The sequence below is a fragment of the Pseudorhizobium marinum genome (assembly GCF_000705355.1).
GTDB classification, from domain to species: domain Bacteria; phylum Pseudomonadota; class Alphaproteobacteria; order Rhizobiales; family Rhizobiaceae; genus Neorhizobium; species Neorhizobium pelagicum.
Map to the genome: position 1 here is coordinate 224,411 of NZ_JMQK01000001.1, position 15,867 is coordinate 240,277.

The 15,867-nt window shown below is 63.9% G+C and carries 18 protein-coding genes; 5 read left to right on the forward strand and 13 right to left on the reverse strand.

From position 1 onward, the window contains the following. Positions 1–25: 25 nt before the first annotated feature. Positions 26–823, reverse strand: coding sequence for an SDR family NAD(P)-dependent oxidoreductase (locus EO99_RS0101130; protein WP_029616807.1), 798 nt, complete (start codon positions 821–823; stop codon positions 26–28). Between the two features lie 173 nt (positions 824–996). Here EO99_RS0101130 and EO99_RS0101135 point away from each other — a divergent pair, with 173 nt between their 5' ends. Then, positions 997–1,431, forward strand: coding sequence for a DUF983 domain-containing protein (locus EO99_RS0101135; protein WP_029616808.1), 435 nt, complete (start codon positions 997–999; stop codon positions 1,429–1,431). A 54-nt stretch (positions 1,432–1,485) separates the two neighbouring features. Then, positions 1,486–1,737, forward strand: a complete 252-nt coding sequence (locus tag EO99_RS0101140) for a hypothetical protein (RefSeq protein WP_029616809.1) — start codon at positions 1,486–1,488, stop codon at positions 1,735–1,737. Between the two features lie 77 nt (positions 1,738–1,814). On the opposite strand, the gene EO99_RS0101145 is transcribed toward EO99_RS0101140, so the two are convergent. Further along, positions 1,815–3,194, reverse strand: a complete 1,380-nt coding sequence (locus tag EO99_RS0101145; RefSeq protein ID WP_051679632.1) for a UDP-glucose dehydrogenase family protein — start codon at positions 3,192–3,194, stop codon at positions 1,815–1,817. 224 nt (positions 3,195–3,418) lie between these two features. On the opposite strand from EO99_RS0101145, the gene EO99_RS0101150 reads away from it, so the two are divergent. Continuing rightward, on the forward strand, positions 3,419–4,279 hold the full coding sequence (locus tag EO99_RS0101150) for an SDR family oxidoreductase (protein ID WP_029616811.1): 861 nt from the start codon (positions 3,419–3,421) through the stop codon (positions 4,277–4,279). An 18-nt stretch (positions 4,280–4,297) separates the two neighbouring features. Here EO99_RS0101150 and EO99_RS0101155 read toward each other — a convergent pair whose 3' ends face one another. From EO99_RS0101155 to EO99_RS0101195, 9 genes are all read right to left on the reverse strand, one after another. Next, positions 4,298–5,572, reverse strand: coding sequence for a cytochrome P450 (locus EO99_RS0101155; protein WP_029616812.1), 1,275 nt, complete (start codon positions 5,570–5,572; stop codon positions 4,298–4,300). A gap of 9 nt (positions 5,573–5,581) precedes the next feature. Continuing rightward, positions 5,582–5,866: a hypothetical protein gene (locus EO99_RS0101160; protein ID WP_029616813.1), complete on the reverse strand. Its 285-nt coding sequence runs from the start codon at positions 5,864–5,866 to the stop codon at positions 5,582–5,584. Beyond that, a complete protein-coding gene (locus tag EO99_RS0101165) occupies positions 5,863–7,185 on the reverse strand; it encodes an NAD(P)/FAD-dependent oxidoreductase (RefSeq protein WP_051679633.1) in 1,323 nt (440 codons plus the stop codon). Before EO99_RS0101165 ends, EO99_RS0101160 begins: the two co-directional genes overlap by 4 nt. Before the next feature lie 398 nt (positions 7,186–7,583). Continuing rightward, complete coding sequence (gene treY, locus EO99_RS0101170; RefSeq protein WP_029616815.1) at positions 7,584–10,118, reverse strand: malto-oligosyltrehalose synthase; 2,535 nt, start codon at positions 10,116–10,118, stop codon at positions 7,584–7,586. Beyond that, positions 10,115–11,944: a malto-oligosyltrehalose trehalohydrolase gene (gene treZ / locus EO99_RS0101175; RefSeq protein ID WP_037110813.1), complete on the reverse strand. Its 1,830-nt coding sequence runs from the start codon at positions 11,942–11,944 to the stop codon at positions 10,115–10,117. Before treZ ends, treY begins: the two co-directional genes overlap by 4 nt. A 127-nt stretch (positions 11,945–12,071) precedes the next feature. Next, positions 12,072–12,212 carry a hypothetical protein gene (locus EO99_RS27280; protein WP_156034591.1) on the reverse strand — a complete coding sequence of 47 codons (141 nt, stop codon included), beginning with the start codon at positions 12,210–12,212 and terminating at the stop codon, positions 12,072–12,074. 50 nt (positions 12,213–12,262) lie between these two features. After that, the gene (locus EO99_RS0101185) at positions 12,263–12,949 is read right to left on the reverse strand and encodes a metallophosphoesterase family protein (protein WP_029616817.1); all 687 of its coding nucleotides are present in this window, start codon (positions 12,947–12,949) and stop codon (positions 12,263–12,265) included. Positions 12,950–13,014: 65 nt separating this feature from the next. Beyond that, complete coding sequence (locus tag EO99_RS0101190; RefSeq protein ID WP_051679663.1) at positions 13,015–13,809, reverse strand: nucleotidyltransferase family protein; 795 nt, start codon at positions 13,807–13,809, stop codon at positions 13,015–13,017. A 168-nt stretch (positions 13,810–13,977) separates the two neighbouring features. Further along, positions 13,978–14,238 carry a hypothetical protein gene (locus EO99_RS0101195; protein WP_029616819.1) on the reverse strand — a complete coding sequence of 87 codons (261 nt, stop codon included), beginning with the start codon at positions 14,236–14,238 and terminating at the stop codon, positions 13,978–13,980. Positions 14,239–14,363: 125 nt separating this feature from the next. On the opposite strand from EO99_RS0101195, the gene EO99_RS0101200 reads away from it, so the two are divergent. Next, the gene (locus EO99_RS0101200; protein WP_029616820.1) at positions 14,364–14,549 is read left to right on the forward strand and encodes a DUF3008 family protein; all 186 of its coding nucleotides are present in this window, start codon (positions 14,364–14,366) and stop codon (positions 14,547–14,549) included. 126 nt (positions 14,550–14,675) lie between these two features. Beyond that, positions 14,676–14,906, forward strand: a complete 231-nt coding sequence (locus EO99_RS0101205) for a hypothetical protein (protein ID WP_029616821.1) — start codon at positions 14,676–14,678, stop codon at positions 14,904–14,906. A gap of 33 nt (positions 14,907–14,939) precedes the next feature. On the opposite strand, the gene hutX is transcribed toward EO99_RS0101205, so the two are convergent. Both hutX and EO99_RS0101215 read right to left on the reverse strand, forming a co-directional pair. Beyond that, positions 14,940–15,461 (reverse strand): heme utilization cystosolic carrier protein HutX, encoded by a 522-nt coding sequence (gene hutX, locus EO99_RS0101210; protein WP_029616822.1) that lies wholly within the window; start codon positions 15,459–15,461, stop codon positions 14,940–14,942. Positions 15,462–15,468: 7 nt separating this feature from the next. Then, positions 15,469–15,816 (reverse strand): antibiotic biosynthesis monooxygenase family protein, encoded by a 348-nt coding sequence (locus EO99_RS0101215; RefSeq protein ID WP_029616823.1) that lies wholly within the window; start codon positions 15,814–15,816, stop codon positions 15,469–15,471. Between the last annotated feature and the right edge of the window lie 51 nt (positions 15,817–15,867).

Genomic DNA, 15,867 nt, shown 5'->3' on the forward strand with positions numbered 1-15,867 from the left:
CCGCGACCAACGGGGCTCTTGAGGTTCAGGTGCCGCTGCCGGGCTCGGCCATCTTGCGATGCTGCCCGGCGAGCATGCCGGCCGGCGTGACGTTGGCGACGGCGGACATCACCTTGTTTTTCCAGCCGGCGACAACGTCGCCCTCGCCATCCATCATCGCCTTGAAGCCGGCCTTGGCCACGAAGGCCGGATCGTCCTTCTTGCCCTGGCCCACGGCCGTGTCGAGCAGGTCGGCGCGTTCGAAGAATTCGGTATCGGTCGGACCCGGCATCAGACAGGTCACGGTGACGCCGCTATCCTTCAACTCGTCACGCAGCGCAAACGAGAAGCTGTTGATGAAGGATTTGGTGGCATTGTAGACGGCCTGGTAGGCGCCCGGCATGAAGCCGGCGATCGAGCCGGTAAAGAGGATGCGGCCTTCACCCCGTCCCCGCATCCGGTTGCCGATGGCATGCACCAGGCGGATAGTCCCCGTGACATTCGTGTCGACTACCCGCTGCGCCTCGTCCAGATCCTGATCGAGGAAGCCGTGGCCGAGGCCGACGCCGGCATTGGCCATCAGGAGATCGACAGGCCCGCCGAGGGCGGACACCGCGTCGACGAAGCGACGGACGCCGTCCGGCGTCGCAAGGTCCACCTGCAGCGCTTCCACCTGCACGCCGAATTCTTTCAGCTTTGTGGCCGCTTCCAGGATTTCAGGCTCGTTGGCGGCAATGGCGAGGTCGTAGCCGTTTTCCGCGGCGCATCGGGCCAGTTCATAGCCGATGCCGCTCGAGGCGCCGGTGACGACTGCCAGGCCTTTTCCGGTTGGTACGGGGTTCATCATCTTCTCCTTGAGGGGGCAGGACTCTCCTGCGCCGAACCGGGGCCGGAGCGGAAATGTTCCTGGTGATTCCATGACGAATGGCAGGTCAGATTGACGCGCAGCGGAGGAAACCCTTGCTGCCGGGGTGTGTTCGGCAGTATCGCAAGGCCAGTTTATGAAAAGGACCAGGCATGACATCCGACGCGCAATGGGCTCCCCTGTCTCCCTACAGCACCGGCCTGCGGGGCCGCTGCCCCCGGTGCGGGCAGGGGCACCTCTTCGACGGGTTCCTGAAGCTGCGGCCGAACTGCGAGGTCTGCGGTCTCGACTATTCGTTTGCCGATCCCGCCGACGGCCCCGCCTTCTTCGTCATCTGCTTTGCCTGCGTGCCGAGCGTGGCCCTTGCCGTCTGGATCGAAGTGGTATTCCAGCCGCCCTTCTGGGTGCATGCGCTGACGTCCCTGCCGTTCATGCTCCTGACCTGCATTCCGCCGCTGCGGCCCCTGAAGGGCTGGCTTGTGGCCAGCCAGTATTTCTACAAGGCCGAGCAGGGCACGATCGATCGTTCGACCGCGGTCGATGCGGCCTCGCCGGAAGCCGAAGCGCGTCGGCAGACCGAGGAATAGTCGGAACCTTTTCTTCGCCAATCAATTCGTCAGGTAGCCAGCAGGGAGCCTGACATGCTTGAAAACGAAAACGAAAAAGACAAGGAAAGCCACCGCAGGGCTCTGGCCCTGGAAGGGGTCATGCTGCTCTTGATCGACGGTCTTGCGGCCCGCGGGACCATCTCGGCAGACGAGGCAGAGGACATGCTGCGGATCTTGTCGAAAAGCTCCGATTTCTCCGCCGCACGTGCCTCCGGGTCGCTTCGCATCGTCAACCAGTTGCGGCGCCTGCGCGGCGGCGACGGGCTTGCAACGCCCGGCGCATAGCCGGCCGGCAGTTCACCGATAAAGAAAGGGCCCGGTACAGACCGGGCCCTTTCTTTATGCCTGTCTCCACCTGCCGATCAGACGGGTGCTGCGGCAATCTCGTTCCACTTGCCGTTTCCTGCACCGGCGCGCTTGCTGTTGATCTTCAGGATCGGAGCGGCGGCACTGCGGCCGATGCTGATGTATTTCAGGCCGTGGCGGGTGACGTCCTGCGGCTTGAAGAGGTTGCGGCAATCGATGACCGACCGGCCGGCCATGGACCGGGACAGGCGCTCCAGGTCCAGCCTGGCATAGTCGTCCCATTCCGTCAGGATCACCACCACGTCCGCGCCCCGGGTGGCCTCATAGGGGCAATTCGACCAGGAGATGCCCTTCACATGGCGCTCCGTCACATGACGAGCCTTCGGGTCATGGGCGGTCACCGTCACTCCCGCTTCCACCAGAAGCGGTATGATCGTCAGCGCAGCAGAATCCCGCACGTCGTCGGTATTGGCCTTGAAGGCCGTTCCCAGCACGGTGGCGCGCCGACCGCTTCCCTTGAGCTCGGCAAGGATCCGGTTGGCGAACGCGGCCTTGCGGGCCTCGTTGCGGCTGATCAGTGTTTCGACGATCGCCTGCGGCTGTCCCAGGCGGCGACCGGTGGCGGCAAAGGCACGGGTGTCCTTGGGAAAGCAGGAGCCGCCGAAGCCGGGTCCTGCATTGAGGAAGGCGCGGCCGATGCGGCGGTCGAGGCCGATGCCGTCCGCCACGGCCGAAACATCGCCGCCTGCGGCTTCGCAGAGATCGGCCACCTCGTTGATGAAGCCGATCTTCAGCGCCAGAAAGGCGTTCGCGGCATATTTGATCATTTCCGCGTTGATGGTGCTCGTCGTCACGAAGGGGACGCCCTTGCTGCGCAGGGGCTCGTAGAGCCGTGCCAGAAGCTCGGCAGCCCGGCTGTCGTCGGCGCCTGCGACAATGCGGTCGGCCTCCAGGAAGTCCCGGATGGCGGAGCCCTCCCTTAGGAACTCGGGGTTGGAGGCGACGGAGACGTCCTTGCGGCCTCGGATGGTCTCAACCCGTTCGCTGACCATCCGTGCAGTCCCGGCGACCACCGTGGACTTGATGACGATGACCGCCTCCTTCTTGAGGAGCAGCGCCACGCCAGCGGCGGCATCCTTGACATAGGAGAGATCGATGTCGCCATCCGGTGCCGAGGGTGTTCCCACCGCGATGAACAGGGCATCTGCGCCAGGGGCGGTGGAGGCGGGGTCGTCGGAGAAGGAGAGGCGGCCTGCGTCCACGTGCTTGCGGATCAGCTCCGACAGGCCGGGCTCATAGATCGGAACTTCGGCACGTTTCAACCCGGCGATCTTCTGCGGATCATTATCGACACAGGTGACGGTGTGGCCAAGTTCGGCAAGGCAGGCTCCGGTGGTCAGCCCGACATATCCGGCTCCAATTATGACAACGTCCATACTGTCCTCTCTTTCGCAGGTAATCAGTCGCAGGCGGCCGACGAGGGCTGCTGCAGATGGCCGTCGAACAAAGTTATGCGCCCACTGTTCCTGAAGAAGACATTGTTGTTGATGTTATTCATGAAGATGCAGCCGGCGGGCCATGCATCGGAAATCTCAAGGGAACATAGACCAGCGGCTGCTGTTGGACAGGTCTCGTTACACCGACAGCACAAGAGGTTTCCATGAGCCATTATCCCAAGCCGCCTTTCGAAGAGCAGCAGCCGATCCCGATGCCCGGTCGCACCCGGGATATGAAGCCCGTTCCCGACCACGGCGAGAAAAGCTACCGCGGCTCCGGCCGGCTGGCTGGCCTGAAGGCGGTCATCACCGGCGCCGACAGCGGCATCGGCCGCGCCGTGGCGATCGCCTATGCCCGGGAAGGCGCCGATGTCCTTGTGTCCTATCTCGACGAGGACGAGGACGCCCAGGAGACGAAGCGCCATATCGAAGAGGCCGGTCGCAAGGCAGTTCTCGTTGCCGGCGACATCCAGTCGGCCGATCACTGCCGCAGCATCATCGAGACTGCCGTCAGCGAGCTCGGCGGCATCGACATCCTGGTCAACAACGCCGCCCACCAGGCGACCTTCTCGTCGATCGATGACATTTCCGATGAGGAATGGGAGCTGACCTTCCGGGTCAACATCCACGCGATGTTCTACCTGACGAAGGCGGCCGTAGCGCACATGAAGCCGGGCAGCGCGATCATCAATACTGCGTCGATCAATTCTGATTCGCCAAGCCCGAGCCTGCTCGCCTATGCGACCACCAAGGGTGCCATCCAGAACTTCACGGGCGGCCTGGCGCAGCTTCTGGCGGAGAAGGAAATCCGGGCCAACTGCGTCGCGCCGGGTCCGATCTGGACGCCGCTGATCCCGTCGACGATGACCGGTGACCGGTTGAAGCAGTTCGGGACGCAGGTTCCGATGCAGCGGCCGGGGCAGCCGGCAGAGCTGGCAACCGCCTATGTGATGCTGGCCGATCCGCTTTCGAGCTATGTGTCCGGGGCAACGATTGCGGTGACCGGCGGCAAGCCGATCATCTGATGAGCGAAAGGCGCGGCCTTAACGGGACCGCGCCTTTACTTCCGCCATGATGAAGCCGCTCTCCGGCAGCGCCGGGACGCGGTTCATCTTCACCGACAGGTCCTGTGGCGGCACCCGGTAGCACATCTCCCGGCAGATCAACCGGATGGATTCCTTCAGCAGCTCCACCGTGATCATCTCGCCGGGACAGCGGTGCGTCGTCGCGACCGCTCCGGCTCCCTGGGGAATGAAGTCGAAGCCCTGATCCCGCCAGGAGATCTGTCTCTCCGGATCGAACTCCTGCGGCCGAGAAAACAGCTGGGAGTCATGGGTCGTGCCGTAAAGATCGAGCAGCAGCCATTGCCCCTTGGCAAGGACATGGCCCTGCCATTCGATGTCCTGCTTCACGCGGGCGCCGACAAAGGGGAAGAAGGGGCTCGAGCGCCGCACTTCCTCCGCAAAGCCCTCCAGCCGATCGTCGCCACCGTCGCGGAAGGTCGCCGCCCACTGCGGTTTCTGGTGCAGCCGGAGCGCGGCAAAGACGATGAAGCGGCCGATGGCCACCACCGGCCGCAGCATGTTGAGGATCTCCACGGCCGCGACCTCCGCCTTCAGGCGTTGCCCGTCGAGATCGGGGAAGGTGGCAACCCGGTGGAAGGGGCTGTCCGGATCGATGGAGAGATGGCCTGACCGGACGTCTTCGACCATGTGCCGGATGCGGCGCTCTATGCGCCGCCTTCGCCACAGGGCAGCGATGGTGCCTGGACGGAAATGACCGGCATATTCGACCATGCCCGCCAGTTCCGTGGTTCTCTCGTCACTGTCGCCGATCGGTATTCCCGCCCATTGGCACACTGCGCGCGTCAGAATCCGGTTCACCTCGTCGATCAGAACGATCTGGTCCCGCTCCTGCCAGTGCCGCAGCTGCGTGCGCCACTCGCTGCGGAAGATGCCCGTCAGCCGCTCGACCTCGCCCGGCGCCATGAGGATGGCGACGAAGAGCCCCTTGCGGTGACGATGGGCATCGCCATCCTGCTGCTGGACGCTGCCCTTGTCCTGCAGCAGCCGGAGCACCGTCTGCGGCATCGACCCCTGGCGGGTAAGGGTGGCATTGCCGTAGAAGAGTTCGGCCGCACGCGGGCCCTGCATGCAGATCACCTCGGTCAACGTCAGGCGGGTGCGGAAGATCTCGCTCTCCAGCCGCAGGCACCGGTTGGGGATGAAGTGATAGCCTTCGCGGAGCAGCGAGAGGGTGGCGTCCCAAGCGCCGTCGGCAGGAATGATTGCAGCCTGTGGAGGTTTTGTGCCGGTCATGTTGCCTCGTCAGGTGCGGCGGCCCACCTCGCGGGCGAGATCCTTGAAATCGAAGGTGTCGCCCCGCTCCGACGCCTCGTTTGCGAGCAGCAGGACGCGGATCGGGAAGGCGACAGCCATCTGATGAGAGCCAGAGATGTCGAGCAGATGGGTGTCGTCCAGCACCGCACGTTCGACATTCTGCAGTGCCTTCTGAATCTCGCCGTGGGTCACCAGACCCTTGTCCACGAGCAGCCTGTTGATGGACGCGAACGCGAGATAGAGGCCTTCCAGCTGCGGATTGGCGGTGTTCATGTCTCTGTCCTTTCAGTCGATGACGGAACCTCGAGGGCTGCATTCTCGTCGATCAGCCGGGCGCCGCGCTGGCGCGTGACATAGCGCCAGATCCACTGGATGCTGACGAGCAGGCGCTTCTCGAAGTTGACGAGCAGGTAGACGTGGACGATCGCCCACAGCAGCCATGCCAGCCGACCCTTGAGCCGCCAGCGCCCGAAGTCGAAGATCGCCGCGTTTCGGCCTATTACCGCCGTATTGCCGCGGTTGTTGAAACGGAAGGGCTCCGGCTGGCGGTCCTCCAGGATCCTCCCGCGCAGTGACCGACCGAGGTATTGTCCCTGCTGCTTGGCCACCTGCGCCAGTGCCGGGAGCGGCTTTCCTTCCTCTCCGAGGCCAAGGGCGGTATCTCCGATCGCATGGATGCCGGGAAAGCCGGTGACGGAGAGATCCGGCTCGACGGGAATACGCCCACCGGCCTTCCCTTCGATCCCCAGCCAGCCGGCTGCGGGCGAGGCCTTCACGCCGGCGCCCCAGACGATGCAGCCGGTGCGGAAGGTGTTCGAGCCGGCAACGACCTCATCCTTGGTGATCCTGTCCACCGGTGTGTTCGTCAGAACCTGGACACCCGCCTTGGCCAGGGTGCGTTCCGCGTAGCCGGCCAGTTCCTCCGGAAATGCCCCGAGGATGCGCGGCGCGGCTTCGATCAGGATCACCCGAAAATCCGCGGGTGAGAGGTCACGAAAATCCCGCGTGATCATGAAGTGCCCGAGTTCGGCAATGGCACCGGCCATCTCGACGCCGGTCGGGCCGCCGCCGATCACGATGCTGGTCAGTAGCGCCTTCTTCTCCTCCGGGTCCTGCGAGAGCTCCGCCCTTTCGAAGGCGAGCAGCAGCCGCTGGCGGATCAGCCGCGCTTCATGGATGGTCTTGAGGCCCGGAGCCCAGGCGCGCCAGTCGTCGTGACCGAAGTAATTGTACTCCGAACCCGTGGCGATCACGAGGTGATCGTAGGAGAGGCTGCCGCCGTCTTCAAAGCGGATCGACTTCGAGGCCGGATCCACGCCGGCAACCTCGGCGAGGACGACCCTGATGTTGCGGTAGCGTCCCAGCGTGCGGCGGATCGGTTCGGAGATGTCCGCAGGGGAGAGGGCCGCAGTGGCGACCTGATAGAGGAGCGGCTGGAAGAGGTTGTGGTTGCGGCGATCGACGACGATGACATCGAGATCGGTGTTGCCGAGTTCACGGGCGCAGGCAAGTCCGGCAAAGCCTGCGCCGACGATGACGATGCGGGCAGGAGCTGCCTGCGATCGTGACTGCTGGAAATTCTGTTCTGCCATACCCACCCCCATGGTTCTCTGCTGCAAAATTCACCACAGCATCTGGTGAACACCGCCCCGCGGACGATTGTTCCCGCTGCATCCCGTTGGAACCTTTTCGGCGCCTTGCCGTTCACCTTGCCGAGAGCCACAGGAGAAAGCCATGTACAGCATCGTTTGGTTGGTCGGCGCCGTCGTCATCGTCATCGCCGTTCTGAACCTGGTTGGTTTCGCTTAATTCGTAATGTCAGCATTCATAAGGAGAGAGACATGAACAGCATCGTATGGCTTGTTGGAGCAGTTGTAATCGTTCTCGCTATCCTGTCCTTCGTTGGCCTCGGCTAACGAAGAACAGCCTCCAACCGGAGAGAAAAAGGCCGCCAATCATGATGATTGGCGGCCTTTTTTCATGTTTCCTCTTACTCCGAGACCAAGAGCGCGAACGAGTGATCCGCGAAGGCCCAGCCAACCGAGAGGCTGGTGGAAGGCTCAAAGACCCGTCCGCTGAAGATCTCCCGATAGCGGCGGCCCTGCAGGTCTTCCGGAAGCGGCAGCTCCGTACCCGCCCATTTGTCCGAGACCGACATCTCGCCCTGGCGGAAAGCGCTCAGTACCAGCCGGGGGGCGACCAGCAGGAGTGACGCGTCTCCTTCCTGGCGCGCGAAGCAGACCAGGTGGTCGGCACGTTTGCCGCGGGGCTGAAGCGCGATGTAGCTGCCGGACGCGAAGAGTTCCGGCCGCTGCTGGCGGAGGTTCAGGACCCTGGCGATCACCGCCTGTTTCAACCGGCCGCTGCGCCAGGTTTCCTCGTCGACCGACTGCAGCCCGTCGTCCCCTGCACCCGTCAGCAGCGCGAAGTCGGGCGCCCGGCGGTTGTCGGGATCGACGAGGCTGAGGTCCAGACGTTCGCTCCCCTGGTAGATGTCCGGCACACCCGGCGCCACGAGCTTGATCAGCGTCTGGCTGATGCCGTTGACGAGACCGGCGCGGAAGAAGGGGTCCAGCGTGCCGACGAAATCGGCAAGGAAGTTGCCGTTCTCCGGATCAAGAAGGCGGGCGGCATAGTCCTTGACGGCCGTTTCGTAGGGTTCGTTCACCTCGTTCCAGCTCGTCCTCTGCTTGGCCTCGCGCAGTGCCTTTTCGACATAGGCGAGATACCGCTCTTCGAGAGCCTTCAGTCCTGCCGTGTCTTCCGGACGCAGGTCCGTCGGCCATGCGCCTGCCAGCGCCTGGTAGAGCATCCATTCCATGGCCGGTTCCGGCGCAGGTCCGTCCTTCAGTGTGACCACCTGCGCGGTGTTCATGCCGCGCCAGCGGGCGACGGCTTCCGCCCAGGTCTCCGGCGCCTCGCTGAGGGTATAGAGGCGGGCGCGGGCATCCTCGCCGCGCTTGGTATCGTGCGTGGAGGTTCCCGAGAGCGCGTGGGGCTGGTGCTTGAGGCGGGTGCGCATCTCCTCGTGGAAGTGCGTAAGCGATGCCGCCGGCGGCGCGGCCTCGCTGCCGACCTCGTTCAGCGCCAGCAGACGGTGATGGCGGAAGAACAGCGTGTCTTCGAGCGACTTGGCCATCAGCGGCCCGGTGAGCTGCTGGAAGCGCGTGCGGAAGAGGCTGGCCTTGTCCGCCTGTTCGGCGCCGACTTCTCCGAGCAGGATGCGCCGGATGAAGGCTAGAGCCTCCTTGTCCGGCGCATGAGGGCCGCTTTCAACCGATGAGACGATGGCGCCGAGGCGGGTCTTGTCGGCCTCCGGCATGCCGTCTGCGGTGCCATAGGTGCGGTAGACGGGAAAGGCGACTAGCAGCTCGCGCAGCGCGTTGTGCATGGTGTCGGCATCGATGGCGCTCGAATCGTCCTCGACTTCATGAAGTGCGAGAGCCAGTTTTTGCAGCGCAGCAACTTCGCCCTCGAAGTTGTTGTTTGCCATCGAAAGTTTCGCGTCGCGCAGATCTTCCATCGGGTCCGTCTGCCGGCCGGAGACGGCTTCGTAGGCGCGAGTCAGAGCATCCGTCTTGCTGCCGTCCACCAGGGCATTGCTCAGCGCGCCGATGAACTCGTAGCCCGTGGTGCCGGAGATCGGCCAGTCGTCCGGGAGCTGCTCGCCTTCGCCCAGGATCTTCTCGACGACGATATAGGTGTCGGGGCCTGCCGCCTCCCGAAGCTGCTCCAGGTAGGCCTTCGGATCTGCCAGCCCGTCGACGTGGTCGATCCGCAGGCCGTGGACGCGGCCCTCCCGCACCAGGTCGAGCACCAGGCGGTGGGCGTCGGCGAAGACCTCCGGATCCTCGACCCTGAGGCCAACCAGTCCGGTGATCTCGAAGAACCGGCGATAGCTCAGCTCGCGCGGCGCATCGCGCCACGACATCAGCCGCCACGGCTGCTGGTCGTGAAGTGCGGCGATCTCCGCTTTCGCGGTCATCGACAGCACGGCCTGTTCGCGACCGTCGTAGGTCGAGGGCTTCAGCGGGTAGAAGGTGTCGTAATAGGCGAGCGCCGGCTTGCCCATCTCCGGATCCTGTTTGACTGACAGGTCGCCGGCCTCGAGAACCTTCTCGAAGGTGTCGCCGAGGAAGGGGAGCGTCAGTCGCCGGCTCCAGTCGATGTCGAAATAATGGGCATAGCGGCTGTCTTCGCCATGCTCCACGACATCCCGCCACCATGGGTTCTCCAGCGAGGAGGCCATATGGTTGGGCACGATGTCGAGGATCAGGCCGAGCCCGTGCTGCTGCAGGGCCTGCGACATCCGGTCGAAGCCTTCGCGGCCGCCGAGGACCGGGTCGAACTCGTTGGCATTGGTGACGTCATAGCCGTGGGTGGAGCCGGTCGTTGCGGTGAAGATCGGCGAGGCGTAGAAATGGCTGATGCCGAGGCGCTTCAGGTAGGGCACCAGCGCGGCGGCACGATCAAACGTCATCCCGTCGCGAAACTGGATGCGGTAGGTGGAGGAGGGGATCTTCATGCCCGGCCTCCGGTCGTGGCGGTCACGACGACCGAATTGACGTCGAGGCGATTACCGGTGCCGGCTTCCGGCGGATAGCTGTGGATCGGCGTGCCGGGCAAGTCGGGGAGCGACTTTGCTTCGGACCCGAGGTTGATCGCCATTCCGAGCTCTCCGTCGGGGAAGCTCCAGCGGACGGCGACCAGGCCATCCGCCGCTTCCAGAATCGTGCCGCCGGATTCGCGCGCGGTGCGGATCATCGGAACGATGATCTTGCGGCGAAGCGTGAGAAGCTGCCTGGTCAGCGCCATCCAGTCGGCACCCTCAGCGGCCCGGGGCTTCGCCCAGTCGAGCCTGCAGTCGGTGAAGGTGGTCTCGGCATTGGGATCCGGGATTTCCTCTTCCTCGTGTCCATGGCCGGCATGACCTTCGAATTCCCTGCGTCGTCCGTCGCGCACAGCTTTGGCGAGTTCGCCGTGGAAGTCGGTGAAGAACTGGAAGGGGCGGGTCTCGCCGAATTCCTCGCCCATGAAGAGAAGCGGGATATGCGGCGACAGGAGGAGCATCGACAGAAGCGCCTTCACCTTCTCCGGACCGGCGAGCGTCAGCAGGCGATCGCCGAAGGCCCGGTTGCCGACCTGGTCATGGTTCTGGATGAAGTCGACGAAAGCCACCGGCGGCTGGCCGGTGCTGGTCACGCCCCGGGCCTCGCCGCTCTGTTTGGACATTTCGCCCTGATAGGCGAAGCCTTCCGCCAGCGTGCGCGCCACGAGATATTCGGTCTTGTCGGCGAAATCCTGGTAATAGCCGTCGGTCTCGCCGGTCGCATAGACGTGAATGGCATTGTGGAGGTCGTCGTTCCACTCCGCGGTGAAGCGGGGCACACCGCCATCGGCATCGCGCTCGTGCAGGGAGGTGATGTTGCGGGCATCCTCGGTGGTCAGATGGATGTGACGGTCGGGCAGCTCGGAGCGGATGCGTTCGGCAATTTCCACCAGAATGTGCTTTTCCGACTCGTCGTCGCCGATCTGGTCGATGGCATCGAAGCGCAACCCGTCGATCTGATACTCCTCCAGCCAGTAGAGCGCATTCTCGATGAAGAAGCGCCGTACCGCGTCCGTTTCGTAGGCGATGGCCGCGCCCCAGGGCGTGTGTTTTTCGGGATGGAAGAAGCTCGGCGCCACCAGCGGCAGATAGTTTCCGTCCGGGCCGAAGTGATTGTAGACGACGTCGAGGAGGACCATGAGGCCGTGGCCGTGCGCGGCATCGATGAAGGCCTTCATGTCCTCGGGCGCACCGAAGGCGCTGTGCGGTGCATAAAGCAGCACGCCGTCATAGCCCCAGCCGCGGTTTCCGGCGAATTGGGCGACCGGCATGATTTCGACGGCGGTAATGCCGAGTTCGGCCAGATGCGGCAGCTTCTCGATGGCAGCGCGGAAGGTGCCTTCCTGCGTGAAGGTCCCGACGTGGAATTCGTAAACGACCGCTTCTTCCCACGGCCGGCCTTTCCAGGCGGCATTCTGCCACTCGTAGTTGGTCGGATCGATGACGAGGGAGGTGCCGTTGACCTCACTCTTCTGGCCACGCGAGGCGGGATCGGGAATGGTCATGCCGTCCGACAGGACGAAGCAGTATTCGGCACCGGCCGATACGCCTGTCGCCAAAAGCTCGAACCAGCCGTCGTCGCTGCGGCTCATCGGTGTTTCGCTGGTGCCGAGGCGAAGGACGACCTCCTTCTGGCCCGGCGCCCACAGCCGGAAGCGGACCTCGCCGGCGGCGACGAATTCCGCCCCCCAGGTCTTTGGAAAGGCGCGAAACTCGCTTGCGGCTTGGATGGCAGACGTCATGAAGTACCCCTGATGATGAGACGGGTCAAACGAGCGAGGAAGCCCCTTGTTCCAGAGCTTCCCGCCGAGGGCATAACTTAAGATCAGTTTGCGGATTTCTGGGGCAGCGCCTTCATCGGAACGCTTCTCAGCGCTTCGTTTCGCCGTCGTCCTTGACCTTGCGACCGTTCTCCTGCGCCTTCTGGTCCTGACGAGCGAGTTCGCGTTCGATGGTTTCGCGGGAGCCTTCTGCCGGATCCTGCTCTGGGTGGTTCTTCTGGTCTGTCATGATCAATCCTCCTGATGCGCATCGAACTGCTGGCAGGGCCCGATGTTCCGCTAGAGGTCCAGCAGGGCATAGGGCCGGCCCGTCGGCTTCTCGATGTGGGAGGCGACGTTGTAGACGGGGGCACCGCCCGGCGTGCGGCCTTCGTAGGTTCCGCGGTGGGCGTGGCCGTGAACGACGGCCGACACGGGAAAGCGGTCGATCGTCTCCGCCAGCCGCGAAGAGCCGAGGAAGGCATAGATCTCCTGCGGTTCGCCGACGACAGTGTCGGGGATCGGCGCGTAATGCAGCACCACCATCGCGCGCTCGGAGCGAACCTGGCGCAGGGCATTCTCCAGCCGCATGGTTTCTTCCACGCTTTCGGCGACCATCGCCTTGATCGCCGGCTCGCCGAAGGACCCCAGCATGTAGCGGCCGAAGCCGCCGGCAAAGCCCTTGACGCCGGCAAAGCCGACACCGTTGATCTCCACGGCCTGACCTTCCAGCAGGTGAACGCCTGCGTCCTTGAAGATCGCCGCGACCTCTTCGACATGGCCGCATTCGTAGTCGTGGTTGCCCAGCACTGCGACGACCGGGATCGTGCAGGCGCGCAGGTCGGCGGCCAACAGCTCTGCCTCCTTCGGCTTGCCGAGATCGGTGAGGTCGCCTGTGAGAACAAGAATATCAGCGGCCTGGGAGATTTCCGTGAACAGGTCCTTGAAGGAGGCCGTGCCGGTTTCCTTGACATGGAGGTCGCCCATGGCTGCGATCCGCTGCTTGTCGTCGGCCTTCCTCGTTCCGCTTTCGCCCTTGCCAGTTGACTTGCTCACGCCGAACCTCCTTCCGTCCTCTCTTTCTCGATGCCCTCGCGCGGCTCTCCTTCACCGCCCACATCGGCAAAGCCCCATTCCTTCACGTCGATCTCGAAATCGACGCGGCTGAACATGCGGCCACGGCAGATCTTCATCTGCGGCAGCGGCAGCTGGCGCTGTGCCTGCAGGCGGTCCAGAAGTTCGTCGAGAAGCCATTCCGGCACCTTGTCGCGCTCGGTCGGGTAGATCCAACGGAAGTTGAGGAGGTGGATCAGCAGCACCTCCCAGTGGACTTCCATGTGGTTGAGCAGCCGATGCCAGTCGATCTGGTCGTGGGCGCGCAGCATGACATGCACGACGTCGCCGCCATCATAGCGGTGGCGAAGCTGGACGAAGCATTTGGACCAGACGAGTTCGGTAGGGGCAATGATCCGAACCTGGTGGCCGTTCAGCTCCATCTGGCGGGCGTGGTCGAACCAGGCATCGCCGATCGGCATGGTGCCGTTGGAGCCGGCAAAGATCACGTCGAAGAAATGATCCCCCCTGATAACCTTGCCGAGCCAGCGGTCATCCTCGACCTCGATCTCGTATCCCTTCGCCTTGAAGTGCGCGAGGATGCGGGCGTAGTCGCCGGCGCGGCAGAAGATGTCGAGATCCTTGGTGGGGCGGGAAATGCCGGTATAGGCGCTGACGGCGAAGGTCCCGGCCAGCAGGAAGGGGATGCCGCAGGCCACGAGCTCATCGATCGCCTCGCGGACGAAGGCTTCGGCGCTGGCATCCGTCAGGGTCGGCGCGGCCTTGGCTTCCATGTGGGGCATGGTTTCAATGCGATTGCGCGGCTGGTCGATCTGGGGCGGCAAGGCTTCGGCTTCCATATGATCTCGCGATAAACGGCAGGGCAACCCAGTCTGGCGGTCGTTCCTCCGGAGCGGCCATTGTCCGGAAAGGGCGATGCCGCGACCCGGAGGAAAGGTTTTTTAGCGTTCCTGGTTTCCGGCGTTTGCCAGGGCGCTGATGCTGCCGTCCTCGTTCTCGACGCCTTCGCTCTCGTCGGCCTCCTCGAGATCGGTCTCCACCAGATAGGTGTCGCCGCCGCCCAGCCGGGAGGCTTCCTTGACCGCCTTCTGGCTGGTCATGTCCGTCTGTGCGTGCAGCGCATCGTCGACACGTTCGCGACCTTCCTGCTCGAAGCGGGTGGACGGGTTTGTGGTGTCGGCAACTTTATCCTTGGCATCCATGATGATGTCCTTCCTTTCAGAATCTGCCAGCCCAACGGAAGCGCAAGCCAGTTGGTTCCGCGGGCAGGCTGGAACCCGCCGGCACGTTGGCTGTTGAACATAGGACGCAAAGCAAGGAGGCGATGATGCCGGCAAAATCCAAAGCACAGCAGAAGGCCGCAGGCGCGGCGCTGGCCGCCAAGCGCGGCGACATGAAGAAGAGCGAGCTTCAGGGGGCTTCAAAGAGCATGGAAAAGTCCATGAGCGAGAAGGAGCTTCACGACATGGCCTCCACCAAGCGGAAGGGCAAGCCGCAGCATGCGTCCGAATAGAGATCGGCCGGTCGGCAGCCAGCAGGTGCATTCGCGGGAGCGTGCCGCTATGCTGCCGCCCGGGACCCCTGCATAGAACGCAGGCGACAGGAGTGCCGGAGACAAGGCTCATCACGGAGGAACATCATGCCGCCCGAAGAACTCGACAAGACACTGACCGCCATGCCGCTTCGGGTCGGGACCTATATCCCGGACGATCTGCTGGAGGACTGGTTTGCGCCCGGCACCGGCATGAACCCGGTGAGCGCGGAGGCGCTGACGGCGGCGGAAGCCTATGGGCGCCGCTTCGAATGCGAGTTCAAATATTACCCGGAGCGTCAGGAAGGCGTGTTCTGGAAGTGGGTCCCGGCCATCTGATCCGGCCGGAACCTGTTGAAGCGCGCTGTTCCGCTACGTCCGATAGCTGTCGCGCAGGGCCTCGAACCGGGCGAGCTGGTCCGCGATCAGTTCGCGCTGCTCGTCGCGGCGGACGAAGACCTTGAACATCGGCGCGCCCTTCTCGTTCATGAACCAGACGGAGCAGGAACGGCGCCCGTGGAAGGGGCGGTCGACGAAGGTGATCGAGGCGCAGTTCTCCTTGCGGATATGACCGCCGATCGGGCTGTCACCGTGGATGTTGAACCAGCCGTGGCCTTCCGACCCCTGCGGCAGGCTGCCTTCCGCTTCCAGCACGATGTCGTCCGTATGCACGATGAAGAGCACTTCGCCCCAGGTCGTCATGTCGGTCCAGATGTCAGCGAAGGCCTCCCGGGCGGCCACCACCGCGGCACCCTGCGGCAGGATGTCGAGGATCTCGGCAGCGGTCACCTCGGCGGAGGCGGCGATTGCCTCGACCACGCCATCGGGCTTTGCGGCAAGGGCTACAAGTGCCCGTTCGCGGCGATCGTCGGCGGTTTCAACAGCAAGGCTCATGACGACCTCACGCCGCGTCGGCGTTGCGGACGCCCTTGCGGTCTTCATGGATGATGACCTCGAAGCCTTCGAAGTGCGGACCCGACAGATATTCGATCTTGCCGCGGTTCTCGCCCGCCTTTGCGTGGGCGGCGCGGAACTGCTCCGACTTCGTCCATGCCTGGAAATGCTCGAAGCTCTCCCAAACCGTATGCGAGGCGTAGAGGGTGTGGTCTTCGGCCTTGGGGCCTTTCAGCATGTGGAATTCCACATAGCCCGGCATTTCGGCCAGCCGGCCCTCACGGCCGCGCCACATGGCCTCGAAGGCCTCCTCATAGCCAGGCACGACACGAAAACGGTTCATCGCAATGTACATTTACAGGTCCCTCTCAAATCTTTCACTTACCACTCAAGATATCGAGTGGCC

What these genes read in the sequence shown, in the direction of transcription:
- EO99_RS0101130 (WP_029616807.1), bottom strand. Translation starts at nt 823, where the DNA reads ATGAACCCCGTACCAACCGGAAAAGGCCTGGCAGTCGTCACCGGCGCC.
- EO99_RS0101135 (WP_029616808.1), top strand. Translation starts at nt 997, where the DNA reads ATGACATCCGACGCGCAATGGGCTCCCCTGTCTCCCTACAGCACCGGC.
- EO99_RS0101140 (WP_029616809.1), top strand. Translation starts at nt 1,486, where the DNA reads ATGCTTGAAAACGAAAACGAAAAAGACAAGGAAAGCCACCGCAGGGCT.
- EO99_RS0101145 (WP_051679632.1), bottom strand. Translation starts at nt 3,194, where the DNA reads ATGGACGTTGTCATAATTGGAGCCGGATATGTCGGGCTGACCACCGGA.
- EO99_RS0101150 (WP_029616811.1), top strand. Translation starts at nt 3,419, where the DNA reads ATGAGCCATTATCCCAAGCCGCCTTTCGAAGAGCAGCAGCCGATCCCG.
- EO99_RS0101155 (WP_029616812.1), bottom strand. Translation starts at nt 5,572, where the DNA reads ATGACCGGCACAAAACCTCCACAGGCTGCAATCATTCCTGCCGACGGC.
- EO99_RS0101160 (WP_029616813.1), bottom strand. Translation starts at nt 5,866, where the DNA reads ATGAACACCGCCAATCCGCAGCTGGAAGGCCTCTATCTCGCGTTCGCG.
- EO99_RS0101165 (WP_051679633.1), bottom strand. Translation starts at nt 7,185, where the DNA reads ATGGCAGAACAGAATTTCCAGCAGTCACGATCGCAGGCAGCTCCTGCC.
- treY (WP_029616815.1), bottom strand. Translation starts at nt 10,118, where the DNA reads ATGAAGATCCCCTCCTCCACCTACCGCATCCAGTTTCGCGACGGGATG.
- treZ (WP_037110813.1), bottom strand. Translation starts at nt 11,944, where the DNA reads ATGACGTCTGCCATCCAAGCCGCAAGCGAGTTTCGCGCCTTTCCAAAG.
- EO99_RS27280 (WP_156034591.1), bottom strand. Translation starts at nt 12,212, where the DNA reads ATGACAGACCAGAAGAACCACCCAGAGCAGGATCCGGCAGAAGGCTCC.
- EO99_RS0101185 (WP_029616817.1), bottom strand. Translation starts at nt 12,949, where the DNA reads ATGGGCGACCTCCATGTCAAGGAAACCGGCACGGCCTCCTTCAAGGAC.
- EO99_RS0101190 (WP_051679663.1), bottom strand. Translation starts at nt 13,809, where the DNA reads ATGGAAGCCAAGGCCGCGCCGACCCTGACGGATGCCAGCGCCGAAGCC.
- EO99_RS0101195 (WP_029616819.1), bottom strand. Translation starts at nt 14,238, where the DNA reads ATGGATGCCAAGGATAAAGTTGCCGACACCACAAACCCGTCCACCCGC.
- EO99_RS0101200 (WP_029616820.1), top strand. Translation starts at nt 14,364, where the DNA reads ATGCCGGCAAAATCCAAAGCACAGCAGAAGGCCGCAGGCGCGGCGCTG.
- EO99_RS0101205 (WP_029616821.1), top strand. Translation starts at nt 14,676, where the DNA reads ATGCCGCCCGAAGAACTCGACAAGACACTGACCGCCATGCCGCTTCGG.
- hutX (WP_029616822.1), bottom strand. Translation starts at nt 15,461, where the DNA reads ATGAGCCTTGCTGTTGAAACCGCCGACGATCGCCGCGAACGGGCACTT.
- EO99_RS0101215 (WP_029616823.1), bottom strand. Translation starts at nt 15,816, where the DNA reads ATGTACATTGCGATGAACCGTTTTCGTGTCGTGCCTGGCTATGAGGAG.